Source organism: Cellvibrio sp. OA-2007, assembly GCF_000953825.1.
Classification (GTDB): domain Bacteria; phylum Pseudomonadota; class Gammaproteobacteria; order Pseudomonadales; family Cellvibrionaceae; genus Cellvibrio.
Genome location: NZ_BBUL01000087.1, coordinates 73,230 through 97,527 on the forward strand (window position 1 = coordinate 73,230; position 24,298 = coordinate 97,527).

17 protein-coding genes and 1 tRNA gene are annotated in these 24,298 nt (G+C 46.8%); 2 read left to right on the forward strand and 16 right to left on the reverse strand.

The window, feature by feature from the left end; all coding sequences use genetic code 11:
• Positions 1-62: 62 nt before the first annotated feature.
• The 4 genes from AWU77_RS09000 to AWU77_RS09015 all read right to left on the reverse strand — a co-directional run bounded on the left by AWU77_RS09000 (position 63) and on the right by AWU77_RS09015 (position 5,678).
• Positions 63-1,685, reverse strand: a complete 1,623-nt coding sequence (locus AWU77_RS09000) for a PQQ-binding-like beta-propeller repeat protein (RefSeq protein WP_062062006.1) — start codon at positions 1,683-1,685, stop codon at positions 63-65.
• 102 nt (positions 1,686-1,787) lie between these two features.
• Positions 1,788-2,342 (reverse strand): dihydrofolate reductase family protein, encoded by a 555-nt coding sequence (locus AWU77_RS09005; RefSeq protein WP_062062008.1) that lies wholly within the window; start codon positions 2,340-2,342, stop codon positions 1,788-1,790.
• Between the two features lie 79 nt (positions 2,343-2,421).
• The gene (gene ovoA / locus AWU77_RS09010) at positions 2,422-4,617 is read right to left on the reverse strand and encodes a 5-histidylcysteine sulfoxide synthase (RefSeq protein ID WP_084618224.1); all 2,196 of its coding nucleotides are present in this window, start codon (positions 4,615-4,617) and stop codon (positions 2,422-2,424) included.
• A gap of 209 nt (positions 4,618-4,826) precedes the next feature.
• The gene (locus tag AWU77_RS09015) at positions 4,827-5,678 is read right to left on the reverse strand and encodes an ATP-binding protein (RefSeq protein ID WP_062062011.1); all 852 of its coding nucleotides are present in this window, start codon (positions 5,676-5,678) and stop codon (positions 4,827-4,829) included.
• A 127-nt stretch (positions 5,679-5,805) separates the two neighbouring features.
• Here AWU77_RS09015 and AWU77_RS09020 point away from each other — a divergent pair, with 127 nt between their 5' ends.
• Entirely contained in the window at positions 5,806-6,468 is a 663-nt protein-coding gene (locus tag AWU77_RS09020; protein ID WP_062062015.1) for a response regulator, read from the forward strand.
• A 42-nt stretch (positions 6,469-6,510) separates the two neighbouring features.
• On the opposite strand, the gene AWU77_RS09025 is transcribed toward AWU77_RS09020, so the two are convergent.
• The 12 genes from AWU77_RS09025 to AWU77_RS09080 form a co-directional block, all read right to left on the reverse strand.
• A complete protein-coding gene (locus tag AWU77_RS09025) occupies positions 6,511-10,167 on the reverse strand; it encodes an ATP-binding protein (protein ID WP_062062017.1) in 3,657 nt (1,218 codons plus the stop codon).
• A 2-nt stretch (positions 10,168-10,169) separates the two neighbouring features.
• A complete protein-coding gene (locus AWU77_RS09030; protein ID WP_062062020.1) occupies positions 10,170-10,928 on the reverse strand; it encodes a DUF4194 domain-containing protein in 759 nt (252 codons plus the stop codon).
• Positions 10,921-12,429, reverse strand: coding sequence for a Wadjet anti-phage system protein JetA family protein (locus AWU77_RS09035; protein WP_062062023.1), 1,509 nt, complete (start codon positions 12,427-12,429; stop codon positions 10,921-10,923). The genes AWU77_RS09030 and AWU77_RS09035 overlap by 8 nt, the downstream gene beginning before the upstream one ends.
• A gap of 36 nt (positions 12,430-12,465) precedes the next feature.
• Positions 12,466-12,858, reverse strand: a complete 393-nt coding sequence (locus tag AWU77_RS20580; RefSeq protein WP_062062026.1) for a DUF3012 domain-containing protein — start codon at positions 12,856-12,858, stop codon at positions 12,466-12,468.
• Between the two features lie 22 nt (positions 12,859-12,880).
• Positions 12,881-13,861 carry a porphobilinogen synthase gene (gene hemB / locus AWU77_RS09045; protein WP_062062029.1) on the reverse strand — a complete coding sequence of 327 codons (981 nt, stop codon included), beginning with the start codon at positions 13,859-13,861 and terminating at the stop codon, positions 12,881-12,883.
• Positions 13,862-13,884: 23 nt separating this feature from the next.
• Positions 13,885-14,310, reverse strand: a complete 426-nt coding sequence (locus AWU77_RS09050; RefSeq protein WP_062062033.1) for a hypothetical protein — start codon at positions 14,308-14,310, stop codon at positions 13,885-13,887.
• A 53-nt stretch (positions 14,311-14,363) separates the two neighbouring features.
• Positions 14,364-14,975, reverse strand: a complete 612-nt coding sequence (locus AWU77_RS09055; RefSeq protein ID WP_062062036.1) for a hypothetical protein — start codon at positions 14,973-14,975, stop codon at positions 14,364-14,366.
• Positions 14,976-17,018, reverse strand: a complete 2,043-nt coding sequence (ligA, locus tag AWU77_RS09060; protein ID WP_062062038.1) for an NAD-dependent DNA ligase LigA — start codon at positions 17,016-17,018, stop codon at positions 14,976-14,978. It abuts the gene before it with no gap.
• A 105-nt stretch (positions 17,019-17,123) separates the two neighbouring features.
• Entirely contained in the window at positions 17,124-18,344 is a 1,221-nt protein-coding gene (gene zipA, locus AWU77_RS09065) for a cell division protein ZipA (protein ID WP_062062041.1), read from the reverse strand.
• 29 nt (positions 18,345-18,373) lie between these two features.
• The gene (gene smc, locus AWU77_RS09070) at positions 18,374-21,883 is read right to left on the reverse strand and encodes a chromosome segregation protein SMC (RefSeq protein WP_062062043.1); all 3,510 of its coding nucleotides are present in this window, start codon (positions 21,881-21,883) and stop codon (positions 18,374-18,376) included.
• Between the two features lie 285 nt (positions 21,884-22,168).
• Entirely contained in the window at positions 22,169-23,449 is a 1,281-nt protein-coding gene (ccmI, locus tag AWU77_RS09075; protein ID WP_062062046.1) for a c-type cytochrome biogenesis protein CcmI, read from the reverse strand.
• Entirely contained in the window at positions 23,449-23,976 is a 528-nt protein-coding gene (locus tag AWU77_RS09080) for a cytochrome c-type biogenesis protein (RefSeq protein ID WP_084618228.1), read from the reverse strand. The genes ccmI and AWU77_RS09080 overlap by 1 nt, the downstream gene beginning before the upstream one ends.
• A 233-nt stretch (positions 23,977-24,209) precedes the next feature.
• On the opposite strand from AWU77_RS09080, the gene AWU77_RS09085 reads away from it, so the two are divergent.
• A tRNA-Val gene (locus AWU77_RS09085) sits at positions 24,210-24,285 on the forward strand.
• Positions 24,286-24,298: the final 13 nt, after the last annotated feature.

The window sequence follows — 24,298 nt, forward strand, 5'->3', positions numbered from 1 at the left end:
CTACGCGGACGAAAGCCCACACAGCTGACTCACTGTTAACTGCGTAGGCTTTGAGAGTATCGTTATTTTGACTGCAAATCGAAAGCGATCAGACTGCCAGTGCTCTCTCTTGCGCCAACAGCGAGAATAAGAGAGCGATTATCGGTAATAGTGATCATACCGGGAGCGTCATATTGCCAAACCGACTTTTTTGTTTGGATATCTAAAGCATAGATTCGCGAATTGGTACTAACAAAAAGCAAGTTGTTCGTCAGAACAATATTACGATGGAAACTATTGTCACTAGTTGACGGAGGAGTCCAGCTCCACAGGACTTTTCCAGTTGTTTCGTCTATCGCATCAATAGCTACCGGATTATTTTTCCCGGCATAAACAACTCCGTTGCCTACAGCAAAAAAAGGCTTATAGGAAAAGGCTGATGTCCATTCGTACTTATTATTCAGGGTATCAAAACTGGATATCACTCTATCTTCATATTGCTCAACATTACTGCTCGCGCGACCACTAAATCCACCACCACTGAAAGCCAGAACATTGCCTCTACTACCAACAACTGGGGCGCCGTGATAGTCGTAACTGGAGTTCCCAAAGGGGTCATCAATAGTTGCTATTGTCTTTCCGGTCTGTTTATCAATTACAGTTAATTTTGATCCGCTGTGGGCATAAACATGTTTTTCACCAATTGCGACCGAATCCATCCCCCAAGAAGTCGCTGCAGAAGAATCCCAAAGTCTCGCACCAGTTTCTGCAGAAAACGCTGTAACAGACCCACCATAATAGCCACCAGTTTGGACGACCAAGTCCCCACTTGCCGTGGGAGCCAAGTAGTGCCCCCACTGCGATGAAAAACTTGACTGGAATTGCAACTTGCCATCTTGTCGGTTAATACTCCACAGTTTGGTATTTTCGTGTCCAGAGGTGGCAATAAATAAACTTTTATCGTTAAGTGCAGGTGGATTCAATGCAGGCATATTGCCAAAAGAAACCCGCCACAATTCTGAACCTTTTTTCTCATCCAGAGCAATAACGGCAGCATCCCCAAAATAAACATCGGTAGAAACGTATACAACACCCTTGCCGGCTGCGGGTGCATTAATTCCGCCAATGGGTTCATTCGATGGTTCACGCTGCCACTCCCATAATTTCGTAAAATTACTGGTATCGACATAAATCGGAACGTAACCATTGTGTAGCGCATTAGCCTGATGGGTTTGCCACTCCGGAACTTTTGCGACACGCAAATTGATAGCCAACTCTGAACTAGAAGATGCAAATTGACCAGTGCAATTTATATCCTTACAAGCTATAAACGAGAGCGAAGACGTATAATCTCCTGCTACTAATTTATGATTGGTGAAGGTATCCAGTTTAAAATTGCGATCATCGGCAGCATGTATCACTGCAGAGTCAAGGGTATTTTTCTGATTATCAATCACCTTGATGTAGACGGCTTTATTACCAATATTACTTGCACTCCAAGTACCCTCAATAATGACCGGATACTTATCACCTTCACTCACCGCAAGCTGTAATTTTTCTGTTTTTATTTGTAGAGAGACATGTGCGGCGGGTATTACAGGATTGGGGTTATCATCTGGATTTTTTGATCCACCCCCCCCTCCACCGCCACAAGCGCTGAACAATGCAGAAACAACTACAACGGGTATGCCCCTATAAAATTTCATTAACTGTATCTCCATATTTGATAATTAATCAGTATTCTGCTGAAGTGCTGGCTGTGGATACTAGCAAATAAACGACACTCTGTTGTTCTAAAAGTAGCGTTCTTACAAAGATTCGACGTCATACCGCAACTCCACCATCCCCTCACCCATGTGCTGCGCAGACCTTAATTTAAACGCGGGGCTTAATACTTTACGGGGAAACACAGGTCTACCGCTGCCAAGTGTAACCGAGCCGATCTGGATAATCATTTCATCTAACAAACCCGCATCATAAAACTGCACGGCAAGTTCACCGCCGCCAGCGATCCAAATATTTTTACCTGCAGCGGCAGAGCACATTTGTGCATGGAGTTCGCGCACATCGCCTTGTACATAATGAATATCGGCGCCGGCAATTGCAGGTAATGTCCGATGGCTAAACACCCAAACTGGCTGGGCGTAAGGCCAAGGCGATCCCATCTCGGCCATTACCGCATCGGCATTGCGCAGTAACCACTCATAGGTTCCTAACCCCATAGCAATAGCGCCGATTTGTTCGATGAATTGCGGGTAGCTGGATTGGTTGATATCCGCAAGTGGGAATAACCAATCAATGGAATGATCGTCGGTGGCAATAAAACCATCGAGACTTGAGGCAGTGTAATATTGGGTTTTCATTGTTGCTCCTTAGCTGATTTGAGTCAGCTAAGGATAGCAATAGTTGTGTCTGATTTTGTCAGGTAGGTTAGCCGTAAAACTAACCAATGCGCTCCCAAAACGTAACCTCAGAAACTGTATGCTGAAATTTCCGCTTGGTCTCGCGAATCACAAACGGGACTTCATGCGGGCCTTTGATTAAACGGAAGTGCGCTTTCAAGTGCGCTTGCAAACCATCCAGCGTTGTAAAACTCTCACCGTCTTTTTTGAAACCGCCGATCCATTCTTCGCGTGGAGTGTGGTCGGTTAGCCAGGTGTAGGGCGATGTGAGCATAAACACACCGCCGATATTCAAGCGTTCATGAATATTCCCGAGGAATTTCGCCGGGCTGTAGAGGCGGTCGATTAAATTGGCGGCGAGGATAAAATCGTAGCCAGTGAATTGAGGTTTAAGGTTACAGGCATCACCTTGGGAGAATTCAACTTTTTGTTTGAATTCATTCAAACCAAGATCGCTGAGTGAACGAGATTTGTAGGAAATCAATTCGCCTTCATCAACCAATGTGTAGCGTAGGGTCTCGCTGTTGGCGAGCTGCACGCCTTGGCCGATAAAACGCGCAGAAAAATCGATACCTGTAACATGATCAAAATAGCGCGCTAACTCAAACGTGGCGCGCCCAGAGGCACAACCTAAATCCAGCGCTTTTATTTTGGGTTTATCGCGCAACTCTTGCACCGCCAAATCAACCAGGGCTTTAGAGAAATTGGTTACGCCGAAATATTCATCGCCATAGTGAAATTCAGCGTATTCAGACATTAATTTATCGGTTTCGTAATGGGAGCTGGGCACAGGTTTTATTTCTCCAGAGACAACATAACGGAAGCCCGCATGTTGGAAAAAGTGGCGACGGAAAGCGTAGCGCGATGAGCGTAGTGTTTCATTGCCGCAGGAAATCCATGAGCCGCCTTTGATTAAATTGTGGCGCTCGTCGAAGGTAGGTGTGGTGAAGTCATCGTAAATGGCGTGAACTTCAAATCCATCAAAAGGATAAATGGGTGTTTCAGTCCATTGCCATACATTGCCGACCACATCATAAAAATCACCTTGCGCAAATTTATTGACCGGGCAAGACGAGGCAAAGTGGTCAAGATGAATATTCGCCGCCGCTTTATCTTTGCCGACTTCATTTGCACCGGACACATCATAAATACGATACCACTCATTTTCAGTGGGCAGGCGCACCGGCAAACCCGTTTCGGATTTTTTCCAATTACAAAAAGCTTTGGCTTCGTGATAGTTCACTTCTACCGGCCAGTCCCAGGGCATGACAACTTCTTCAGTCATTAAACGCAAATACCAGCCATTGGTTTTTTTCACCCAGAATGTTGGATGCTGTGCTTTGGTAAATGCGAGCCAGCCTTTACCTTCTTCTTCCCAATTATGAGAATTTAAATAGCCACCCGCTTCTACAAATTGCAAAAACTCATGATTGCTTACTAAAAAAGTCGCTGCTTCAAATGCGGGCACTTCGGCTTTATGTACACCGTATTCGTTATCCCAGCCGTAAAACGCATCGTTTTTATCTTTTGCTAAACGCACCTGCCCTGCCATTACTTTAACTAAACTGTTTTTCGGTGCAGTGCCCGTAGAGCGGCAGGGTTTCCAATTGGTTGAATTTTTTACGTAGTCAAGTTTATGTTGGCGAATCAATACTGAAGATGTTTCCAAATGAATCCGCTCGTGCTCAATGCCCATGATGATCGCCCACCAAGGGTTATTCCAATCAACCGGCATTTGCAGCGGCGCATGATCAATAAGATCCAATACTCGTGCGCGCACCTGATCGCGATAGGCTTTTACTTCCGCAGGTGTGGGCCATTGATAGTTGCCATCATTGAGATCATCCCAACTCATTTCATCTACACCCACTGCGAACATAGATTCAAAGCGCTCGTTAATCCGTTCGCTGATCATGCGGGTTAGCAATAATTTATTAACGAAAAAAGTGGCTGTATGGCCGAAATAAAAAATCAATGGATGACGCAGATTAATCGGCTTAACATAAAAAGCCTGATCGTTGGCCAGACACTCAAATAGGGATTCGTAAGTCGTGAAAGTATCCAGAAAATAATTGCGCAATGACTGACGTAGAGCTGCTTCATCAGTATCACGCAGATTGGGAGTACGAGTGATTAAAGGGTGGAGGGATTTTAAATCGCCTTGCGGTTTCATCGATATCGGCGCAACTGAATCGGATTCGGCGGTTTTGCGCAGCGTGGAATGTCCCGTATGCATCATGAACTCCTGATCAATATGTACTGCTCGAAAAATAGTCAGCGAGAGAGCTTAAATGACACCATTGCCATATAGTGTCAGTAGGACTCATGCCCTTTATCTAGGTAATGCTCAGCATTGATGTACCTAGACGCATCACTGCCGCATTAGTTACAACTATTACCAGCTATAACCAAGAGAGCAATAAACGTGAGTAACATCTAAATCGATCAGTCGCGCCCCACAAAATCCCGTGCAAACTGCCATGCAACACGCCCGCTACGTGCACCGCGAGTTCTGTGCCAGAGTAAAGCCGCTGTTTCAGCTTGGTTATCCCACTGCCCGCCTAGCTGCATAACCCAGTAATTCGCTGCTGCGAGATATTCATCCTGTGAGAATGAATAAAAGCTCAACCAGAGACCAAAGCGCTCAGAGAGCGACACTTTCTCTTCGATGCTGTCATTGGGGCGCACCTCGCCGTCTTCGTTGCTCACACCCAGATTGTCGCGCATTTGCTGCGGGATCAAATGGCGTCGATTGCTAGTCGCATAAAAGAGCATATTGGCTGTAGGGGCAGAAATGGAGCCATCTAAAACAGACTTCAGTGCTTTATAACTTATCTCACCTTCTTCAAACGACAAATCATCGCAAAAAATAATGAATTTTTCGGGGCGCTCGCCCACCAAATCAACAATAGAGGCAAGATTCAGTAAATCTGTTTTATCCACTTCAATGATTTTCAACCCCTGCTCTGCATACGCATTCCAGGCGGCTTTGATCAGGGTGGATTTTCCTGTGCCGCGCGCACCAGTAAGCAAAACGTTATTGGCTGATTTACCGGCGATAAACTGACGTGTATTGCGCAATATGGCGTTCTTCTGGGTATCGATATTCTTTAACGCATCCAAGTCGACCCGATGTGGCTGTTTGACCGCCTGCAGATAACCACTACCATTGGCAAGGCCGCGCCAGCGAAATGCGCTCGCGGACCAGTTTGGTTCAGGTGCAACAGGAGGTAAAACGGTTTCTACACGGGTGATAAGTTGTTCCAGGCGGGTAATAAATCGCTCTAAATCAGACACACTAAGTTCCTGCAGTTATTAAGAATCGCGACCAATCTTGGTAAAAGGTTATTTACTAAAGCTAGCGAAGAAAACAGACTAGGCTATATTGTAAGAAGTTTTATTTCTACACAAGTTAAGGCCACTTATGTTTACCAAGCCGGAATTACAGATCATCGGACAAACGCTGACACAAAAGCGGGCCTGGATCGCCAAAAATATTGCAACTGCTGATGTTAACGCCAAATCAGAGCTAGAGCAGAACCTGAAAACCCTAGATGCAGTTTTACAAAAAATTACCTTTGAACTAGTAGGCGGCAGCGAGAAAAGCACCGTCAATCACTATATATCTGAAAAAGCTGTCTCCCCGATTCGTCAGGCAGCCCTTGGTCGCCGCCAAGAACTAACACCTATGCATATAAGGGTACTGCTAGTCGATGACGATCAGCTGATTTGCGATTTGGTGACTGCCTATTTGGAGGCGGCAGGTATCTATCAGGTTGACTACGCCAATGACGGCCAGCAAGGCATTAATATGATGTACGAGGCCAATCCCATCTATGACTTGGTATTGTGCGATTGGAATATGCCCAGCAAATCCGGTTTGGAAGTGCACAGCGCTATGCGCGCTGCAGAGCGCTATTTGGGTACAGTCTTTATGCTCGTAACCGCCGTCAGCGAAGCTAAACAGATTCGCTCGGCGATTGAGGATGGTGTGGATGACTACGTGGTGAAGCCGATTGAGCAGGATAAATTGATCAAAAAGATTGCACGCTTTTTCCCGCATGTAAACGGAAGCCCGAGCGATTGAGTGAAGTACTGATCCGCCAATACTCCACTTGCATCAGATCAGTTATACCTCCACTTCTGACATGAAATCCAACGCCGCTTGCTGGCGAATTGCGCGGCGATGATTGGCCATCAACTTTTTAATTTTTTCCTGATCACAAACTTGGCGATCCAACATTACCCGGGTTTTTAATTCACCAACCGGTTCAGCCGTGGGGCATTTGCTGAATACAAATTGGTTGGAGATCAAATCCATAAAGGGGCCTGATTTGCTGCTTGGCATAATAAAGTTTAATTGCAAGCCGAGGCTCTCGGTTAAATAGTTAATCACCTCGCGCGAGCGGTGCTCATCCATTTTAGAAAAGGCTTCATCTACCAATACCATACGCAAATGACTGTTGCCTTCATTAAAGCGAAAGGCCGAAGTGATGGCGGCACTGCGAATAATATAAGCCGGTGTCTCCAGCTGACCACCAGAGCCGGTACCGTATTGGCTCAATGCAATCGGCGCTTTGCCTTCCGGCTCTTTATAAATTTCATAACAGCGATAATTGCGATAATCGGCAATGCGTGTTAATTCGCGCAGAGCTTTTTGTTCATCTTCATCCAGCAACATGGTCATCAAGCGCTCGCGCACTTTTTGATGTTTTTCATCGAGCTTCATGTTGAACAGGGTTTCGCCCTCATCCAAACTGGGGCTATCAATTACTGCTTTAAAAAATTGCCAATATTCTTTAAATTCCGGCACCCATTCCCAATCAAAGCGGAAACGTTCGCGGTCAGCACCAAAACGATGATGCTCAAGTTCTTTGTTTAATTCCTCGAGTGTTTTTTTGCCGTCATTGATTGCTTGATAAATCGAATGGCAGAGATTGGTCACAAACGCGTTATTAAAACTTTCACGTAGCGAATCAATTTCTTGATGACGCTGCGCCAGAATATGGTTTTTATCGCGATTATAAAGCGCATCAAACTGACGACGCATATCGCAAATTGCACGGAAGTTTGCGCTGCCCAAGTCATCGTTGTAATCAATATCAAATAAAATTGCATCGCTGGTAGAGCAAAATTGGTTGTGCACCATCGCCGCTTGTTGCAAGCGGTGCAAAATGGTTTTTAACTCCGCATTCACACCCGCCAATTGCGTCTCGAAATGCTGCACGTTGTGTTGCGCCACAGCTTCATCGGCAGCTTGTAAACGGGCATCTGCATTAAATTCCGGCCAGAAGGCAGTAATACCTTGTACATTTGCCTCGCATATATCGGCTTGGGCAAGAGTTTTATCTTGCTCTGCATCCAGTTTATGGCAAAGATTATCAGCCAGTTTTAAATCGGCGCGGCAATCTACTTGCGCACTATTTAAACGGGTATAGAGCTGATTCTGTTCTTGTAAGCGATTCTGCAATTCTTGAAGCTCTGCTTCCAAGGCTTTGGTATCACTTAAATCCAATTGCTGTAATTTGGATTCAATCGCTTGGACTTTGTTTTGCGCCGCAAGCATGGTTTGTAAGGTTTCAGCGTAGCCAAGAGGCTTGAGCTTATCTATCGCCAATAACAAATCTTGCGCTTCTTCTGCGTAAGCAGTTGCCGCTTGCCATTCACTAACCAATGCATGAAATTCATTGCGCTTGGCTTCCAATGCTCGCTCGCGCGCTCCCTGACCAAACACCAATTCCGAGTCGGCCATATCGCAGCGGAACATGGCGTAGTTGCCAGATCCCATAGCCTCTTTAGTAATACCACGGCGAGTATTTTTTAATTCTTTGGCACTTTCTACACGCTGCACATTGCCGTAACTGGCTTTGATATAAGCTTCTGCAGTGGCGTGCGAGAAAGTCATCACCTGCGTTATAGAGTTGGTTGGCACATCGCTGGATTTATCCAAATCCTTGCGCGCTTTTTCGCCTTGAATGATACGCGCGCGATTACCCTGCCCCGCCATATTGCGCACAATTGCAATCGCTTCGGCTTCATATTCTGCCTCGACAATAATGCCAAACCGCGCCGCGCCAATATAACCCTCAATCGCCGCTTGCCATTCGCGATCAGTTACATCCACATAATCGCAAAGTACCCGCGCATCGGCTTTCGGGCATTGCGCAGTAATCGTATCCAGCGCTGCTCGCACAAAACCTGGGTAGCTCACCTGCCGCGATTCCAAGGTTTGAATTTCACGGCGTTTAACTTCAGTTTGTTTTTGCAAACGCTCGGTTTGCGCTTTACGCTTGTCGCGCTCTTGCGCTAATTGGTCGCGTAAATTAGTACGCATTACCGCCGCGTTGGTATCCACATCAAACAAACTGGCCACAAAAGCATTGTGCGTTTTTTGCAACTCAAGTACTTTTGCCAACTGCGGTTCCAGCGGGCTAACTTCAATCAAATCGCGATTGAGCAATTGGTGAATATCCAGCCCATCAGTATCGGTGCAGAGACTTTTAACTAGATTGGCAAGGCTGGCGTCTTTTAGCGCTGGCAACTCATGAGTAATGGAAGTCTGGCGCAGCGCTTGAGCAAACTGCTGCGCCGCATCTAAATTGATTTGCATCTGCTGGTGTTGTTTGCGCAACTCAGGCACTTGAGTTTGAATCAACTTTTCTTGGGCGAGTTTTTCTTGCTCCAGTTGATCTTTGTCACGCAATGCGGGCACACCCAAACGGCGCGCAGTGGCAGCAAGAATTAACTGGTTAATTTCATCGCGCTGGGCTTCGCAGCTTGCCAAGGTTTGCTGATGGCTTGCCGAGGTTTCGCGCAATAATTGTTGTTTATGTTTTGCTTCTAAATAAAGAGATTGCGAATCGGTATAGCGACGTTTGGCCACTGAATACTGCAGCACCTGCTGTTCCAGCCAGTTTGCAATAAAATTGTCCGACCACTGCCGCCCCTGCGCCATGCGCTCAATACCCTGACGCAACGTGCGCGCGTCTGCCTCCATGGTATGAATGCGTTTTAACATAGTCGATACAGTGCGAATCGCCTCACCTAAATCGCGATACTCAAGAATTTCATTAGCGACAAATTCATCGATGCCTTTAATCGGCTTGTAAGCCATAAAGCGTGAGAATGCGCGCGCGGCATTCATCGCTTCACGTTCAGAGATTGCATCTTTTTTGCCGCGCAAAACGCCATACAAACGGCATAGATAAGATTTTTTCTTATCGTATTTTTCGACTTGTTGTTGGCCATACTGGCGGCGCAATCCGGCGTAGAGCTTGTCGAGCGGCACTACATATTTATGAGTTTTCTCTTCTTTTAATACATCTTTTAAGCTGAGTTCTACATCGCTCAAAATATAAAATTGGGTATCATCTAAACGCGCCACTTTTTGCAGTGAGGTACCCTGCCCGGTGGTTTCTAAAAATGCGCGCATACCAATCAACGCGGTAAACGGCTCGCTATTTTCACCCTGAGTAGGATAAAACACCGCCGCCAAATAGCCATCACAACCCTGCGGGCGCGAGTAGGCGCCGTCATCACAACCCAGCACATAGGACGCAAGTGTGCGCACCAACTTGCCACCGCGGCCGCGCTGGCTGGATTCATCCTGCCCCGGATTGAAGTGAAACAAATTATCGTGCGCAGCGGTCATGATAGTTTGAATCGCATCTGCGGCTGTGGTTTTGCCGGAACCATTTCCGCCCGAAAATAGATTAATCGGCCCAAATTCAAATTCGGTATTGGGCACATTGCCCCAGTTCACATAAATAAATTTTTTGAGATACATAACTATTCTTCAGCCGCAAAAAGCGAACGATTTAAATGCGGAGCGGTTGTATGCGTTTTTGGTTCAGTCGAGTCAGCTTGATCTTGACCATCAGTTTCTTCATCGACCAGCAATAGATTTTCTGCAAGATGATTGCGAATTTGCTCCAGCCATTCGTTATTGACCAGATTGATAATCAGCGGGCGAATCTTGATCCAACTTTCAGTTGAATCAATATCGGATTCAGCAAAAAAGTTAATCAAACGCAACTGGCGCAAACGCTTAAACGCTTGCCGGCGCTCACCAAGATTTTCCGGCAGACTGCGGCGCAATAGACTTTTCATCGCCATGGCAATTGCCTCTAGCGATAACGTAGCGCAACCCTGTTCATCAATACTGCCTTCACGCAGCGCCTTGTCATATTCAGCGCGCAATACTAATACTAAGGCCACTTCATGTTGGTTCAAGCGGTTGCGCAAACCGGCGTTAAACGGCTCATCACTCTCATCATCCATGCCCGGCAAACGTGCGCCGGGTGGTAAAATTCGTACAAAACGGAAATGGCTATCATGCTGGAAGCGAACGCCCATTAAACCAAGATAATCATTGACCAATTCATGAATGCGCACAAAGCGGTCATAAAGCTCTGCTTCTACCTGACTGTCATCGCGGCAGAGCACACCATAATCCAATAACCGTTGCACCAGTTCACGCCAGTTATCCAAGCTGAGATTGTGTTTTTCTAATTGCTCTTGTAGCAACGATCTTAATTGATCACTCATTTTCTACACCATCGTCGATCAAGCTAATCACAAACTCGTCGCGCTGTTTAAAGTATTTGTCGCTATTAACCAGCGGTTGCGAGTGCAACCAGTCAGCGTTTTGGGTAATGGCAAAACGATAGCGAGATGACAAATTCGCCGCTGCCCCCACTTCAATTGCATGGGATAAATTCAGCAATTCCTGCATGTTTTTCGCTTGTAACTCGCTGCTTTTAATTTCGCCTTTTTGCACTAAGGATGCATGCACATAATCACGCAGGCTACTGGATTGCAAAATGAATGCCTTATCAAGCGCCTGCTGCACAAACAGCGCTTTTTGCGCTTCTGCATCGAGGGCTTTATCTTCATCGAGCGTGGAGCGGACAATTTGAATATTGCGCGGCGCGCGCAATTGAATCTGTGCCGGGTCAACAAACCCCATATGAATACTGGCGATCGCCTCGCCCTGCTCTAGCAATACTTGATCTTGTTGTTCAAGCGTTAAGTTGCCAAGCGAGCGATAGATATCCATCAAATCATCTTGCCCGCGGCTATTAATGTAGCTGAGCTGGCGAATGATAATATCGGCGCGCTGAGTAAAGGTATTTAACGCACGGCGCAGTGCGGGCAACATAATGTCACAGGCATTTTTTAAACGTGAATCAATGGTCTGCAACAGCGTTTCCAGCAGTGAAATACCGGGCACTACTTTTTGCGGCAAGGCTTTACGCAGACGGATTTCCATTACTGCGCGCCAATCTTTTGCGGCAGTTTCGGCATCACCCAAGCCATATTTACGTTTGCGCCGGATTTTGGTGATGATGTCAGAAATTTGGTCGCGGTATTTTTCCACGCTGTCGGCAGACAGGCGCACTTCCAAATCCGGCTTAAACACCGTCTCCATAAAATCAAAAAACTCATCACTCGCCTGCTGAATTAATTGGCGCGATTCAACCTCGCGCACCAATTGACGCTTGCGCTCCTCCAGCTCGGCGATTACATCGGTGAAGTCACTAATGATCCGCTCTGAGTATTCATAGGCATCCAGCAAATCATTAATTTCGCCTTGATCGTAAAAAGCTTGCAGGCTGTTGCGAGTATTGCGGGTATTGCGATTGCGGGTGCGGAATTGATTTGCATCGTTATCAGCAAATGGCTGGGTAAACAATCGCCCCATACGGCTAAAACCATAACTACTTTGCAGGCTGGTTTGATCCACTTGTTTTTCCAGCCAGCCATTTTCAATCAGTCGATTGATAATAAAACTGGCGAGATCACGCTGGGTTTTAAAACGGCCTTCGTTGCCATCATCACCATCTGCTGCATCCGCATCCAAAATAGGCGCACGGGCAATGGCTTCTTTAAAAATATCCACCAATTGCTCGCGATTCATAGCGTGGCCGTAATCGCGCAAATCGGTATAAAGGCGTTGATACAACAGGCGCAGGCACTCAGCCACTAGCTCGCGGTATTTACCGGTGAGTGGATTAAAAAAATGCGGGCGGGAATCGCTAAAAAACATCAAGTGTTACTTCATAGGAAAATCAGCATGCGCTGATTAGATACAATGCTGGGCAAATAGTGCTTCTTCTTCTTTTGTCCATTCATTCGATTTTTTGACCATCATCACTTCACACCAATCATTGCTGCCCACATCCGGCACTACACCATTAAGTGAATCAACATGATCGATAGAGGATTGCGGAATATTATCCCCTACCGCAGGTTGCGCAGCTGGTGTTTGTGAATCCTGTAATTCTTGCTTGGCGATATTGGCAATCGCAGTCATGGTTTCTACAACAGCCTGCGCTTCTTGTTCTTGCGCAGCCACCTCACTGGATTGGGCATTATTTTCTGTAAGTTGAATCATGATGACACCAGCGATGATAACCAGAATACTCAGCAGCAATAACGCAGCAAGCAACTTTTGTTCACGGAAAAATTGAATCATGTGTAGTTAATTCCAGCCTATCTTAAGCAAGCCACTCAGCCATTTTTTCGGCGTAATAAGTAATAATTAAGTCTGCACCGGCGCGTTTAAATGCGGTCATGGTTTCGAGCACAATCGCTTTCTCATCGATTACACCCGCTGCTGCACCCGCTTTAATCATGGCGTACTCACCACTCACGTGATACACCGCCAATGGGCGCGCTGAATTCGCACGAATATGCGCCAGCACATCCAAATATGCTATGCCGGGTTTGACCATTAGAATATCGGCGCCTTCGGCTTCATCCTGCATAGATTCCGCGAGTGCTTCCCGAGCATTAGCCGGGTCCATTTGGTAGGTGTTGCGCGTACCTTTAAAGCTGCTATCAACTGCATCTCTAAACGGGCCATAAAATGCTGAGGCAAATTTGGTCGAGTAAGACATCACCGGAATATGAGTAAAACCTGCAGTATCGAGCGCTTCGCGAATCGCGCTGATCATGCCATCCATCATTCCCGATGGGGCGATCATATCCACACCTGCCTGCGCAGCTAGCACAACTTGTTTTTGCAAGTTAATCAGTGTTGCATCGTTGGCAACATCGTCATGGGCAACTACGCCGCAGTGGCCGTGATCGGTATACTCACAAAAACAATTATCGCTAATCACCAGCATGTCTGGCTGTGCTTGTTTTGCAGTGCGAATCATACGCGCGAGCAAACCATGCTCACACCAGGTATCTGAACCCTCGCTGTCTTTATGCGTAGACACCCCAAATAAAATGACCGCCTTAATACCTTTATTCCACGCGCGCGTTACGATTTCCGCCAGTTGATCTTCCGGGTAACGATACACATCGGGCATTGATTTAATCGCAACCGGTGCGGTGATTCCCTCTTCGATAAAAATGGGCAGAATAAAATCGCTCATGCGCACGTGGGTTTCGCGTACTAATTCACGCAGCGCAGTGGTTTTGCGCAGGCGACGAAAACGAAAATCCGGTGTTGCTAATGGTATTTGCATAAATAAATGCCTAATCGTAAAAATTAAATGCGCAATGAGCCTTCGTGGCTCCATTCACAGCGCACCCGCATATCACCCGAACCCGGCTTGTGATAATTACCGTTAGCCTCCCAGGTGAACGTATGCGTGCCAGATAACTCGGTCTCCAAATGCACCGTCGCAGAAACCCAATACATACGGCTCAGCAGAGATTCAAATTGTGCAATCCATTGATCCCATTCGTATTCAACAGCTTTATAAGATGCACCAAAGTGCATTACTTCGGTTTGATAATTAAAAAAAGGCGAATCAATACTGGGTATTGCAAACATCTCTTGGCTCAAAAAAGGCCATTCATCTGCATGAGGTAATGACAACATTGCTTCACGGTTAGTGCGAATTCGCTCCGACTCCACCATGGCTGACGATACATCCTTAATACAACCGTAGACAATTGACTCTTGATCCATACCGACTCCGATATAAGTTATCGAATAAAAACAATTTGATATTTCAGGTCAGATTAAAACGGCCACCACCAACTGCCTTTAAAGCGTTCTTCACAGCTGCGCAATTGATTCTCGTATTGCTGCGCGCGGTCTTCCACTTTGCGAGCAGTATTCAATAGCCAATTTTTTTGGCGATAAGTCGAGCGATTATAACCACCGTGGCCTTCATGATAAGCGAGATATAGATTGTAACTGTCTTGTAAACCTATACGGCTGCGCTTTTGGCTTTGCTTGTTATACCAACCGATAAAATCGATTGCATCGCCAAAATTATCGCGTCGCGACCAACCATTACCGCTTTGATCCTGATATTCATTCCACACATCATCTTTGGCTTGCGGATAACCATAGGCATCGCTCGGCCTTGGCCCCGGAAATATCCACAAAATTTTTGTGCGTGCAGGTCGTGCATTGTGCTTGAATTGCGATTCTTGATACATGATCGACATCATAACTGGCACCGAAGATCCCCAGCGCTTCTCCGCTTTTTTAGAATCTTTATACCAGGAAGGTTTATCATCAAAAATATTGCAGAGATTATTGGGATTTGCCGGCGGTAAACTGGAGCAACCCGCCAACATTAAGAGCAAGCCCAATAACAATATTTTGCACATTGAATAGATCATTTATACCTGCCGCCCATGCTCGCGCAATAATTCAAGTAGCCTAGCCTCATCTATTACTTTCAAGCCCAGTTCTTCTGCTTTTGCGAGTTTTGAGCCAGCGCCGGGCCCTGCGACCACATAATCAGTTTTTGCTGAAACACTGCCAGCCACTTTTGCCCCTAGGGCAAGTAAATGCGCTTTTGCATCATCGCGCGACAACGCCTCCAAGGTGCCGGTCAAGACATAGGTTAAACCTTTTAACGGCAGCGCTTCCGGTGCTGCGACTTCGATATTATCCCAGTGCACACCGGCATTTCGCAGCGCTGCCACTGCAACGCGATTGGATTCTTGCACAAAAAACTCGGCAACAAAATGCGCGACTACAGGCCCCACATCAGGTACTTGCTGGAGCGCGTCTTGGTCTGCGGCGGCCAAGGCTTCAAAACTGCCAAAATAATTCGCAAAATTGCGCGCAGTTGACTCCCCTACTTCGCGAATGCCCAAAGCATAAATAAATTTTGCCAAACTGGTTTTTTTGGAGTTTTCTAGCGCGGTCAAAATATTATCTGCCGATTTTTCACCCATGCGCTCCATTGCCGCTAACTGCTCACGGGTGAGCGCATAGATATCCGCAAGATTGCTGACCAAGCCTAGATCGACCAATTGCTCGACTAGCTTATCGCCCAACCCCTCTACATTCATCGCCTTGCGCGATGCAAAATGTTTGATCGCCTCTTTGCGTTGCGCCGCGCAAACTAAACCGCCAGAGCAACGTGCAACAGCTTCATCCGCAACAGTTTCAACGGGAGAATTACAAACAGGGCAATGCTCGGGAAAAGCTATCGCGCGCGCATCTGTAGGGCGTTTTGTTTCTACAACTTGTACGATTTGCGGAATCACATCACCAGCGCGACGAATAATGACTGTATCGCCGATTTTAATTCCAAGGCGATTAATTTCATCGCGGTTGTGCAAGGTTGCATTAGAAACAGTAACACCACCGACAAATACCGGTTGCAGCCGTGCAACAGGCGTAACCGCACCGGTTCTGCCTACTTGAAATTCCACATCAAGCAGGATTGTCGATTCCTCTTGTGCTGGAAATTTATAGGCAATAGCCCAGCGTGGTGCACGTGAGATAAAACCTAAAGACTCTTGCAGTTGACGCGAATTAACTTTAAATACTATACCGTCAATATCGTAAGCAAGCTCATTGCGTTTTTCGCCAATTTGACGGTAAAAAGCCATAGCTTCATGAATATTCTTTGCCACCTGTGTTTCGCGATTGGTCAAAAAACCCCAGGTTTTTAGCGCCGCTAAAATGCCACTGTGGGTTTCAGGCAATGTACCACCGTCAACCCAGCCCACACTGTATGCACACATTTCCAAAGGGCGACTTGCGGTAATGCGCGAATCTAATTGGCGCAACGAACCTGCAGCAGCGTTGCGCGGATTTACAAATAATTTTTCGTCTGCAGCGCGGGCTTTTTCATTCAATGCATTAAAGCCAGCTTTCGGCATATAAATTTCGCCGCGAACCTCAAGCACAGCGGGATACCCCGTTCCTGCTAATCGCAATGGAATAGATTTAATGGTGCGTACATTCTGCGTAATATCTTCGCCATTCGTGCCGTCACCACGAGTTGCGCCGCGCACCAGAAGACCATCACGGTAGAGCAAACTTACCGCAATGCCATCAAGTTTTAGTTCGCATGCATATTCAACATCATCCGTAATTTTCAAGCGATCTTGTACCCGCTGGTTAAACGCGAGTAAATCTTCATCGCTAAAAGCGTTATCCAAGGAGAGCATGGGTAGTTCATGCACAACCGTTGTAAATGCGGACAGTGGAGTCGCGCCCACACGTTGGGTTGGTGAGTCAGGTGTAATTGCCGCTGGATATTGTGTTTCCAGTTCACGCAATCGCTGCATTAAACGATCGTAATCCGCATCGGTAATCTGCGGATCATCTAGAGCATAGTAGCGATAATTATGGTGATTAATTTCCTGACGCAGCTGTTCAATTTCTGGCGGAAAATTATCAAATAAAGAGAGAGTAGACATGAATGTAAGTACCTGATGATTCGAGCTTGGGCGATGCGCGATTCATGCCTTAGCGAGCGGCTTTCTGGCACATCCTTGTGCGGAAATAAAAACAAAAATCAATTATTAACGCGGTGGCGGGCGACGAAACAGACGCATGCGCTCAAAATTGCGAATGCGCTCACGGCAGTGTTCTAAAGTCTGCCGCGTCATTACACTGCGCTGTTCATCTTTTAATTCGCCACCGAGCGTCTCCGCTATAGCGCGCGCAGTGTCAGCCATTAAATCAAATGATTGCATGGAGTCCGCATTGATTGGCAAAGTCATAAATAAACTCACGCCCGGCGTTTCAAACTCATCCATTGCATCCAAATCAAACGTGCCGGGCTTGACCATATTGGCCATACTAAACAGCAATGCACCTTCACCTTTGGTATCGCTATGGCGATGAAAAATATCCATGCTGCCGTAACGCATGCCGCATTTCAAAATAATATCGAGCAAATCACCGCCGTTAAACATTTCACCCTTGTGCGCCATAACATTGATGATTAAGACTTCTTCTGGCTCAGCAGGTTGTTTCTCGGCAATATTATTATGTGCTGCGGTTGCAGAGTGTGGTTCATCGTCTTCGTAATCATCTTCAGAATCATACTCGTCATATTCTTCTTCATGACTGTACTCATCATCTTCAAACTCTTCGGGCTCTTCTGAACTTACATCCTGCTCGTCTTCGAACTCAGATTCTTCATCAATCAATGGGTCACGCGCAGCATCATCTGCCAACTCACGCGTGTAGGGATGATCGTCACGCTCATAATCTTCACCTTCATATTCATCGTCTTCGCGATCATCATAATCATTTTCAATGTCACTATTATCCAACGCGGAAAAGCTTGGCTCAATACGATCTTCCAGAGGCAAGGGTTGGTTTTTACTGTCGCTTACCGACTCCATCAACATGGGAACCGCCTGCCCCAAATTCAAACTGGCTTGTTGCGGTTCACGCTGCGCACGGGAATGAGATGTGGACGAAGCTGCCTCTTGTTGACGCTGATGTTTTTCCAAATATGATTTAGCTTGTGCTTTTTTTTCTATACTTGGCACAGGCGCAGATGATTCGCGCTTACCCACCACCCGTGCGCCACCATTAGGCAACTCGCTAATATAACTAGGCGCCTCAACTGGCGGCTCATCCTCATCTTCAATAGGCTGTTTCAAACTTTTCTTCAATGAACGAGACACTTTAATATTGCCATTGCGCTCATTGCGCTTGCGCCTGATCCCATCCGCTAACACGAGGATAATCAATAAAAAACCAATGATGATGACCCAATCTTTCCACATAAGGTTATCCGTATTAATTAGTTCAATGTTTAAACCGCAGCTAATTCTGCGGCTTCGTCCACATCTACTGTCACTAAGCGTGAAACACCTGGCTCATGCATAGTAACGCCTAACAATTGGTGTGCCATTTCCATCGCATTTTTATTGTGTGTGATGTAAATAAACTGCACCTGCGCCGACATTTCTTCAACCATGCGTGCGTAACGGCCAACGTTGGCGTCATCGAGCGGCGCATCAACTTCGTCGAGCATGCAGAAAGGTGCCGGATTCAAACGGAAAATCGAAAACACTAACGCAATCGCAGTCAGTGCTTTTTCACCACCCGACAACAAATGAATGGTGCTGTTACGCTTGCCCGGTGGGCGCGCCATAATGGTAATACCTGTATCAAGCAACTCTTCGCCGGTTAATTCCAGATAAGCATGGCCACCACCAAATACTTTAGGGAATAACTCCTGCAAACTTTTGTTGACCTGATCAAACGTTTCTTTAAAGCGTGTGCGGGTTTCGCGGTCGATGCGTTTAATCGCATTTTCCAGTGTTTCGAGCGCTTCCATCAAATCGGTGTTTTGTGCATCGAGATAATTTTTGCGCTCTGATTCAGTTTTATATTCATCAATTGCCGCGAGGTTAATCGGGCCGAGGCGAGAAATTTTACCGGCGAGACTTTCCAATTCTTCTTCGAGTGGCTTTACTTCGGTACCTTCTGGCATTTCCGCCAGAATAATATCCAGATTTAATTCTTCTTCCTCAAGCTGCTCAACAATGCCTGCGCGCTGCACTTCAAACATTTGCGCAGCTAAACGCTCCTGTTCTAAATGCGCACGTACAGCTTGTACTTCTTGCTCTGCACGATTGCGCGCCTGCTCGGAATTACGCAACTCATGCTCCACCGTTTCCAGTGCGCGGCGAGCCTCTGTTAGCGAAGCCTCAACTGAAAGGCGTTTGGATAAGCTTGCCTCCAGCTCTAACTTGTATTCTTCAACTGGATCGCGGTTATCTGCAATGCTGGCCATTAATTGCTCGCGGCGCTCTTGCAAACGCGATGCTTGTTCACGCAAACGGCCAATTCCCAAACGAATCGAATCCAATTGGGTTTTTACCGATTGGTAACGCATAGCAATTTCGTGGGCTTTATCTTTATCGTGACGGGCGCGTTGACGCGCAGTATCAAGACCAGTGCGAATATCATCGCGCTGTTGCAGTAAGGATTCGCGCAAATCAGTATCTTGTTCCATCATTTCGATGGCTTCGCTCAAAATCATGCGCGCCTCAGACAAGTGCTCGGCTTCTTGCTCCATTTGCTCGCGCGCTTCGCGAATTTCGTTGTCCGCCCGCTCACGGCGCATATTCATTTGTTCAATGCGAACTTGTTTGGCACTGAGCTGCGAACGCAGTTCGCCGTACTTGCGACTTTCATCATCCACTTGGCGACGCAGGCTTTCACGATCCTGTTCCAGGCGCTTAATCGCTGCACGCCCCTCTTCAAGCTGCTCACTGAGCAACTCAATGTTTTCTTCTGCGCTCGCAATCGTTGCCGACAACTCTTCCAGTTCTTGTCGACGAGCAATAACACCTGAACTGGCATCGGTATCGCGAGTTACGCGTACCCAGTGCGGACTCAACCAAATGCCATCGCGAGTGATAACAGATTCATGCGCACCAAGCTGTTTGCGCAATGCCAAGGCCGCCGGTAAATCATCGGCAATATAAATTCCGGCCAGCAGCCCTTGGGCATCCCAAGGGGCAGTGACTTTTTCGCTCAACAACGAGGCTTTTGTCGATGCATTTGCGGGCAGCTTGGCATTAGTATCAAACAATACCAATTCACCTTGCGTGAGGTTTTCAAGTAACCCGGTGACCGCATCAACTTGATCGACACAAACTGCTTGTAGTGCATTGCCCAGCACAGTTTCCAGCGCTTTATCCCAGCCATCGGCAACACTGATCGAATCAGCGAGACGCGCTTTATTAGTTAATTCATTTTGTGCCAGCCATTGGGTAACGGCTTTATTTTTTTCACCCATCGCCGCTTGTTGCAATGCTTCAAGTGATGCGTGGCGACCGCGCATTTTTTGCAACTGACTGCGCGCCTGATCCAATTCATTCACAATGCGATTGTTATCGGTGCGAGTGCTATCTAACTGTTCAACAAATGCATCCAACTGCATACGTTTTTCATCGGCAACCAAATCCAATTCGGCGAGCTGTTCAGTCAGCTCATGGATCGAGTCATCTTCTGAGCTGTCTTGCAGGTTGGTTTTTTCTTCTCGTAATTTTTCAATGCGCTGTAATAAACGCTGCTGCACTTGCTCAAGATGTTGAATGCGCGATTGCTGTACTTCGGCGCGTTGGCGTGGCTCGGCTGCTCGCTGGTTAAAGCTATCCCAATCGTTTTGCCAACGCTGCATAGCTTCTTCAGCATCGATTAACGACTCGCCCGAGGTCTCTTCCGCCGCTTTTACCATTTCCAACTCGGGTTCGAGCTCTAATAACTCTTCTTCCCAAGCTTCGGTTTTTTGCGTATCGATTAATAAATTTTCTTCCGCTTCTTTGCTATCGCGGCTGGTTTGATCCAAGTCCGCCTGCAATTGGCGCGCGCGCTCGCCGGCGTGCTGGATACTTTGCTCAAGGCGCGCGATTTCTGCACCTATCGCGTAATAGCGACCTTGAATCTCATTGAATTTATCACCCAGCTCAGTGTATTGGCTGCGGTACTTTTCGATTTGCGTATCCTTATTTACCTGATCGGTAACAAAGGATTCCATGCGCAATTCAAGATCGCGAATGCCCGCTTGTTTGGCTTTCGCTTGCATATCCAATTGCTGGAATTTAAGTGCTTGCAATTGCGCTTTCAGCAATCGCTCTTCTTTTTTGTATTCGGCATATTTTTCTGCCGCTTGTGCCTGACGCTGCAAGCGCGACAATTGACGCTCTAGCTCATCACGAATATCGGTGAGTCGTTCAAGGTTTTCTTTGGTACGGCGCATACGGCTTTCGGTATCGCGGCGGCGCTCTTTGTATTTGGAAATACCAGCAGCTTCTTCGATATAAACACGGAGATCTTCCGGTTTTGCCTCGATAAGCTTGGAAATCATGCCCTGCTCGATAATCGCGTAACTGCGTGGACCCAACCCGGTGCCGAGGAAGATATCAGTGATATCGCGGCGACGGCATTTTGTGCCATTGAGGTAATAGCTGTTGTCACCATCACGGGTAACTTTACGTTTGATACTGATTTCAGTGAAAGCGGCGTATTCGCCTAGAAGGGTGCCATCGGAGTTGTCGAACACCAGTTCGATTGAGGCCTGACCGACCGGTTTACGACCACTGGAGCCGTTAAAGATTACGTCAGTCATGTTTTCGCCGCGCAGGTTTTTGGCGGAAGACTCTCCCATTACCCAACGCACGGCATCAATAATATTGGATTTACCACAGCCATTAGGGCCAACAACAGCGCATAGGTTGCTGGGAAAGTTGACCGTAGTCGGGTCAACAAACGATTTAAAGCCAGCCAGCTTGATGCACTTTAGCCGCATAGATCCATACACTCTGTTTCATCAGGCTTATATGGTTTGAGCGCCCTACCCCAACCCGCCTGTTCAATAAATAAATCGCCGGCAACCACATATTGCCTAGCTGTTTGATTTTGTTAATTTTTTTAGCTGTTATTAAAAATCAGAAAACAACCAAAAAAACCTGTAAGGGCGGGATTCTACACATTTGTGTGCCGCATTACACCCGCTGCCGCGAGCAAAAACTGCAACGAGAATCCGACTGTCTAATTTTCACTCAAAAACAACAAAATTCAGCTAAATTCCGGATTATTGCGCCACCTTTTGATCAATTGTGACATTAAGATCTGAAGGGATTGACTTCATATCCACCGGGCCAAAACTACCCTGCCAATCGCCCGCTTTAGCGGTTGCCGTACCATCTTGCGAAATTCGAGCAATCACCTCAATGCTATCCACTGAGCCCAAACTCATCGCCGGCGTCATTGCCATAGCTTCAGTTAACACCACTTGCTTCGGCAATTCAGACACAGCCACCCGCGTAATGGCCAGAGGCATTTTTGCCCCTTGCCAAGTGCGCGCGTAAATAAACACAATTTGATCAGGGTTAGCATCAACACCTTCAGCCAAACTCACATTAACACTCAACTGACGGCCTGCACGGGCGGCAGCAAGGGAGGCCTCTGTGCCACCCTCAGCAAAATACAAGGTGGCTGCGCGTTCAATACCTGAAATTAATGCCTGACTACCTGGTGAATCCTGTCCAGTCAACTTAACTGTGTGCTCCCAATACTTAATCGCGCCGACGTAATCCTTTTTGCCGAATGCATCAATACCCGCAAGGCCTAGAGCCGTCGTGTTATCTGGCTCGACCTTAAGTACTTTTTCAACCAAATCGCTGATTGGTGGACTCATTTTATTGCCGTCACGCAAAAACATAGCTTGCGCCAACTCAGCCATAATCATCGCGGAGCTACTGTCGCGCTGTAATACTTGTTGATAAGCGTTAACGGCCTGTGCGAAATCATTTAAATCCATGTGCATCCGCGCCAGAAAAAACCAGTATTGCAATTGCTCAGGTTCATCAGCTAGACGCGCCTGAATCAAGCGCACCATCTCACGCGCACGCACCGGATCCGGATTTCGACCAGCTTGATAGTCAGCATTATCAAGCTCTTGCTTAAGCTCTTGCGCCAGACGGATTTCTACATCGGCGCTGCTGCCCAGCTGCTGATAAAGCCCCCAACTGATCGCAACAATCAATACCGCAATCGCACTCAATGTTTTGATGCCTGCACCCATAGTGCGATTTTGCTGCGCTGCACGAATGTCAGCCTCGTCATCTAATAACGCACGTTCCTGCTCCAACTTTAATTGCGCAAACTGCTCCTGATCTATACGTCCGGCAGACAATTGCACTTCCAACTCAGCGATATGTTCGTGAAACAGGCGCACATTCTCGGCAAGCCGCTCTGCAACCACCTCGCTTGACTGACCATTTTGTTGCTTGCCGTAACGTACCAGCGGCCAAAAAACAAAACCCAACGCCAACATACTCAGGAGCGCTACACCGACCCACAAGGACATCATTATTGTTTCTCCTGATTGGATTTTTGATCTGTTTGATTGCCAGTATTTTGCACAGGTGATGATTTCAACAAACTCGCTAAACGCGCCTGCTCAGATGAGGTAAGACCCGAATCTACTGCTACATCAAGGCGGCGCCGCTTGCGAACTATAAGTAGCAACATGATGACACCAAACACCAATAAAAATATCGGCGCCCCCCAGAGCAACAAGGTCGCGGGCGATAACCGCGGGCGATACAAAATAAACTCGCCGTAACGCTCAACCATAAAATCGACAATCTCTTTATCTGATTTGCCATCTTTTATCATCAACTCAAGTTCGCGCCGAAGATCTTCAGCAATAGGCGAATTGGTGCCGGCAAGATTTTGGTTTTGGCATTTGGGGCAGCGCATCTCATCAATAAACGTTTGATAGCGCTTGCGGTCGACATCATTATCAAACTCATGGACTTCGATGGCGGCAAATGAAGAAAGAGAAATAAACAACAACCCGATACAGGTGCATAGTCTTATTAGAGTTGCGCACATAAATAGGCTTCCACACATTAAATGAAAAATTTGCGCGAGTATAACAACTCATAAGGATGATCGGTAAATTTTGCCCGCAAGACTAAAAATCGATCACAAGTGTTTGTTTCATATCCATTTTTTGGTTTTTTTATAAAATTTTCAGGAATCTGTAAAAAAAAGGTTGACCCAAACTTTTACATGATTAGAATACGCGCCACCAACAAGGTGAGCGCTGAAAAGCGTAAAATCTTGGGCGGTTAGCTCAGTTGGTAGAGCAATGCCCTTACAAGGCATGGGTCACAAGTTCGAGTCTTGTACCGCCCACCACTCTTACTCATAA

Bases quoted from the DNA above. Each gene is read 5' to 3' on its own strand.
- AWU77_RS09000 (WP_062062006.1), bottom strand. From the start codon at position 1,685: ATGAAATTTTATAGGGGCATACCCGTTGTAGTTGTTTCTGCATTGTTC.
- AWU77_RS09005 (WP_062062008.1), bottom strand. From the start codon at position 2,342: ATGAAAACCCAATATTACACTGCCTCAAGTCTCGATGGTTTTATTGCC.
- ovoA (WP_084618224.1), bottom strand. From the start codon at position 4,617: ATGCATACGGGACATTCCACGCTGCGCAAAACCGCCGAATCCGATTCA.
- AWU77_RS09020 (WP_062062015.1), top strand. From the start codon at position 5,806: ATGTTTACCAAGCCGGAATTACAGATCATCGGACAAACGCTGACACAA.
- AWU77_RS09025 (WP_062062017.1), bottom strand. From the start codon at position 10,167: ATGTATCTCAAAAAATTTATTTATGTGAACTGGGGCAATGTGCCCAAT.
- AWU77_RS09030 (WP_062062020.1), bottom strand. From the start codon at position 10,928: ATGAGTGATCAATTAAGATCGTTGCTACAAGAGCAATTAGAAAAACAC.
- AWU77_RS09035 (WP_062062023.1), bottom strand. From the start codon at position 12,429: ATGTTTTTTAGCGATTCCCGCCCGCATTTTTTTAATCCACTCACCGGT.
- AWU77_RS20580 (WP_062062026.1), bottom strand. From the start codon at position 12,858: ATGATTCAATTTTTCCGTGAACAAAAGTTGCTTGCTGCGTTATTGCTG.
- hemB (WP_062062029.1), bottom strand. From the start codon at position 13,861: ATGCAAATACCATTAGCAACACCGGATTTTCGTTTTCGTCGCCTGCGC.
- AWU77_RS09050 (WP_062062033.1), bottom strand. From the start codon at position 14,310: ATGGATCAAGAGTCAATTGTCTACGGTTGTATTAAGGATGTATCGTCA.
- AWU77_RS09055 (WP_062062036.1), bottom strand. From the start codon at position 14,975: ATGATCTATTCAATGTGCAAAATATTGTTATTGGGCTTGCTCTTAATG.
- ligA (WP_062062038.1), bottom strand. From the start codon at position 17,018: ATGTCTACTCTCTCTTTATTTGATAATTTTCCGCCAGAAATTGAACAG.
- zipA (WP_062062041.1), bottom strand. From the start codon at position 18,344: ATGTGGAAAGATTGGGTCATCATCATTGGTTTTTTATTGATTATCCTC.
- smc (WP_062062043.1), bottom strand. From the start codon at position 21,883: ATGCGGCTAAAGTGCATCAAGCTGGCTGGCTTTAAATCGTTTGTTGAC.
- ccmI (WP_062062046.1), bottom strand. From the start codon at position 23,449: ATGATGTCCTTGTGGGTCGGTGTAGCGCTCCTGAGTATGTTGGCGTTG.
- AWU77_RS09080 (WP_084618228.1), bottom strand. From the start codon at position 23,976: ATGTGCGCAACTCTAATAAGACTATGCACCTGTATCGGGTTGTTGTTT.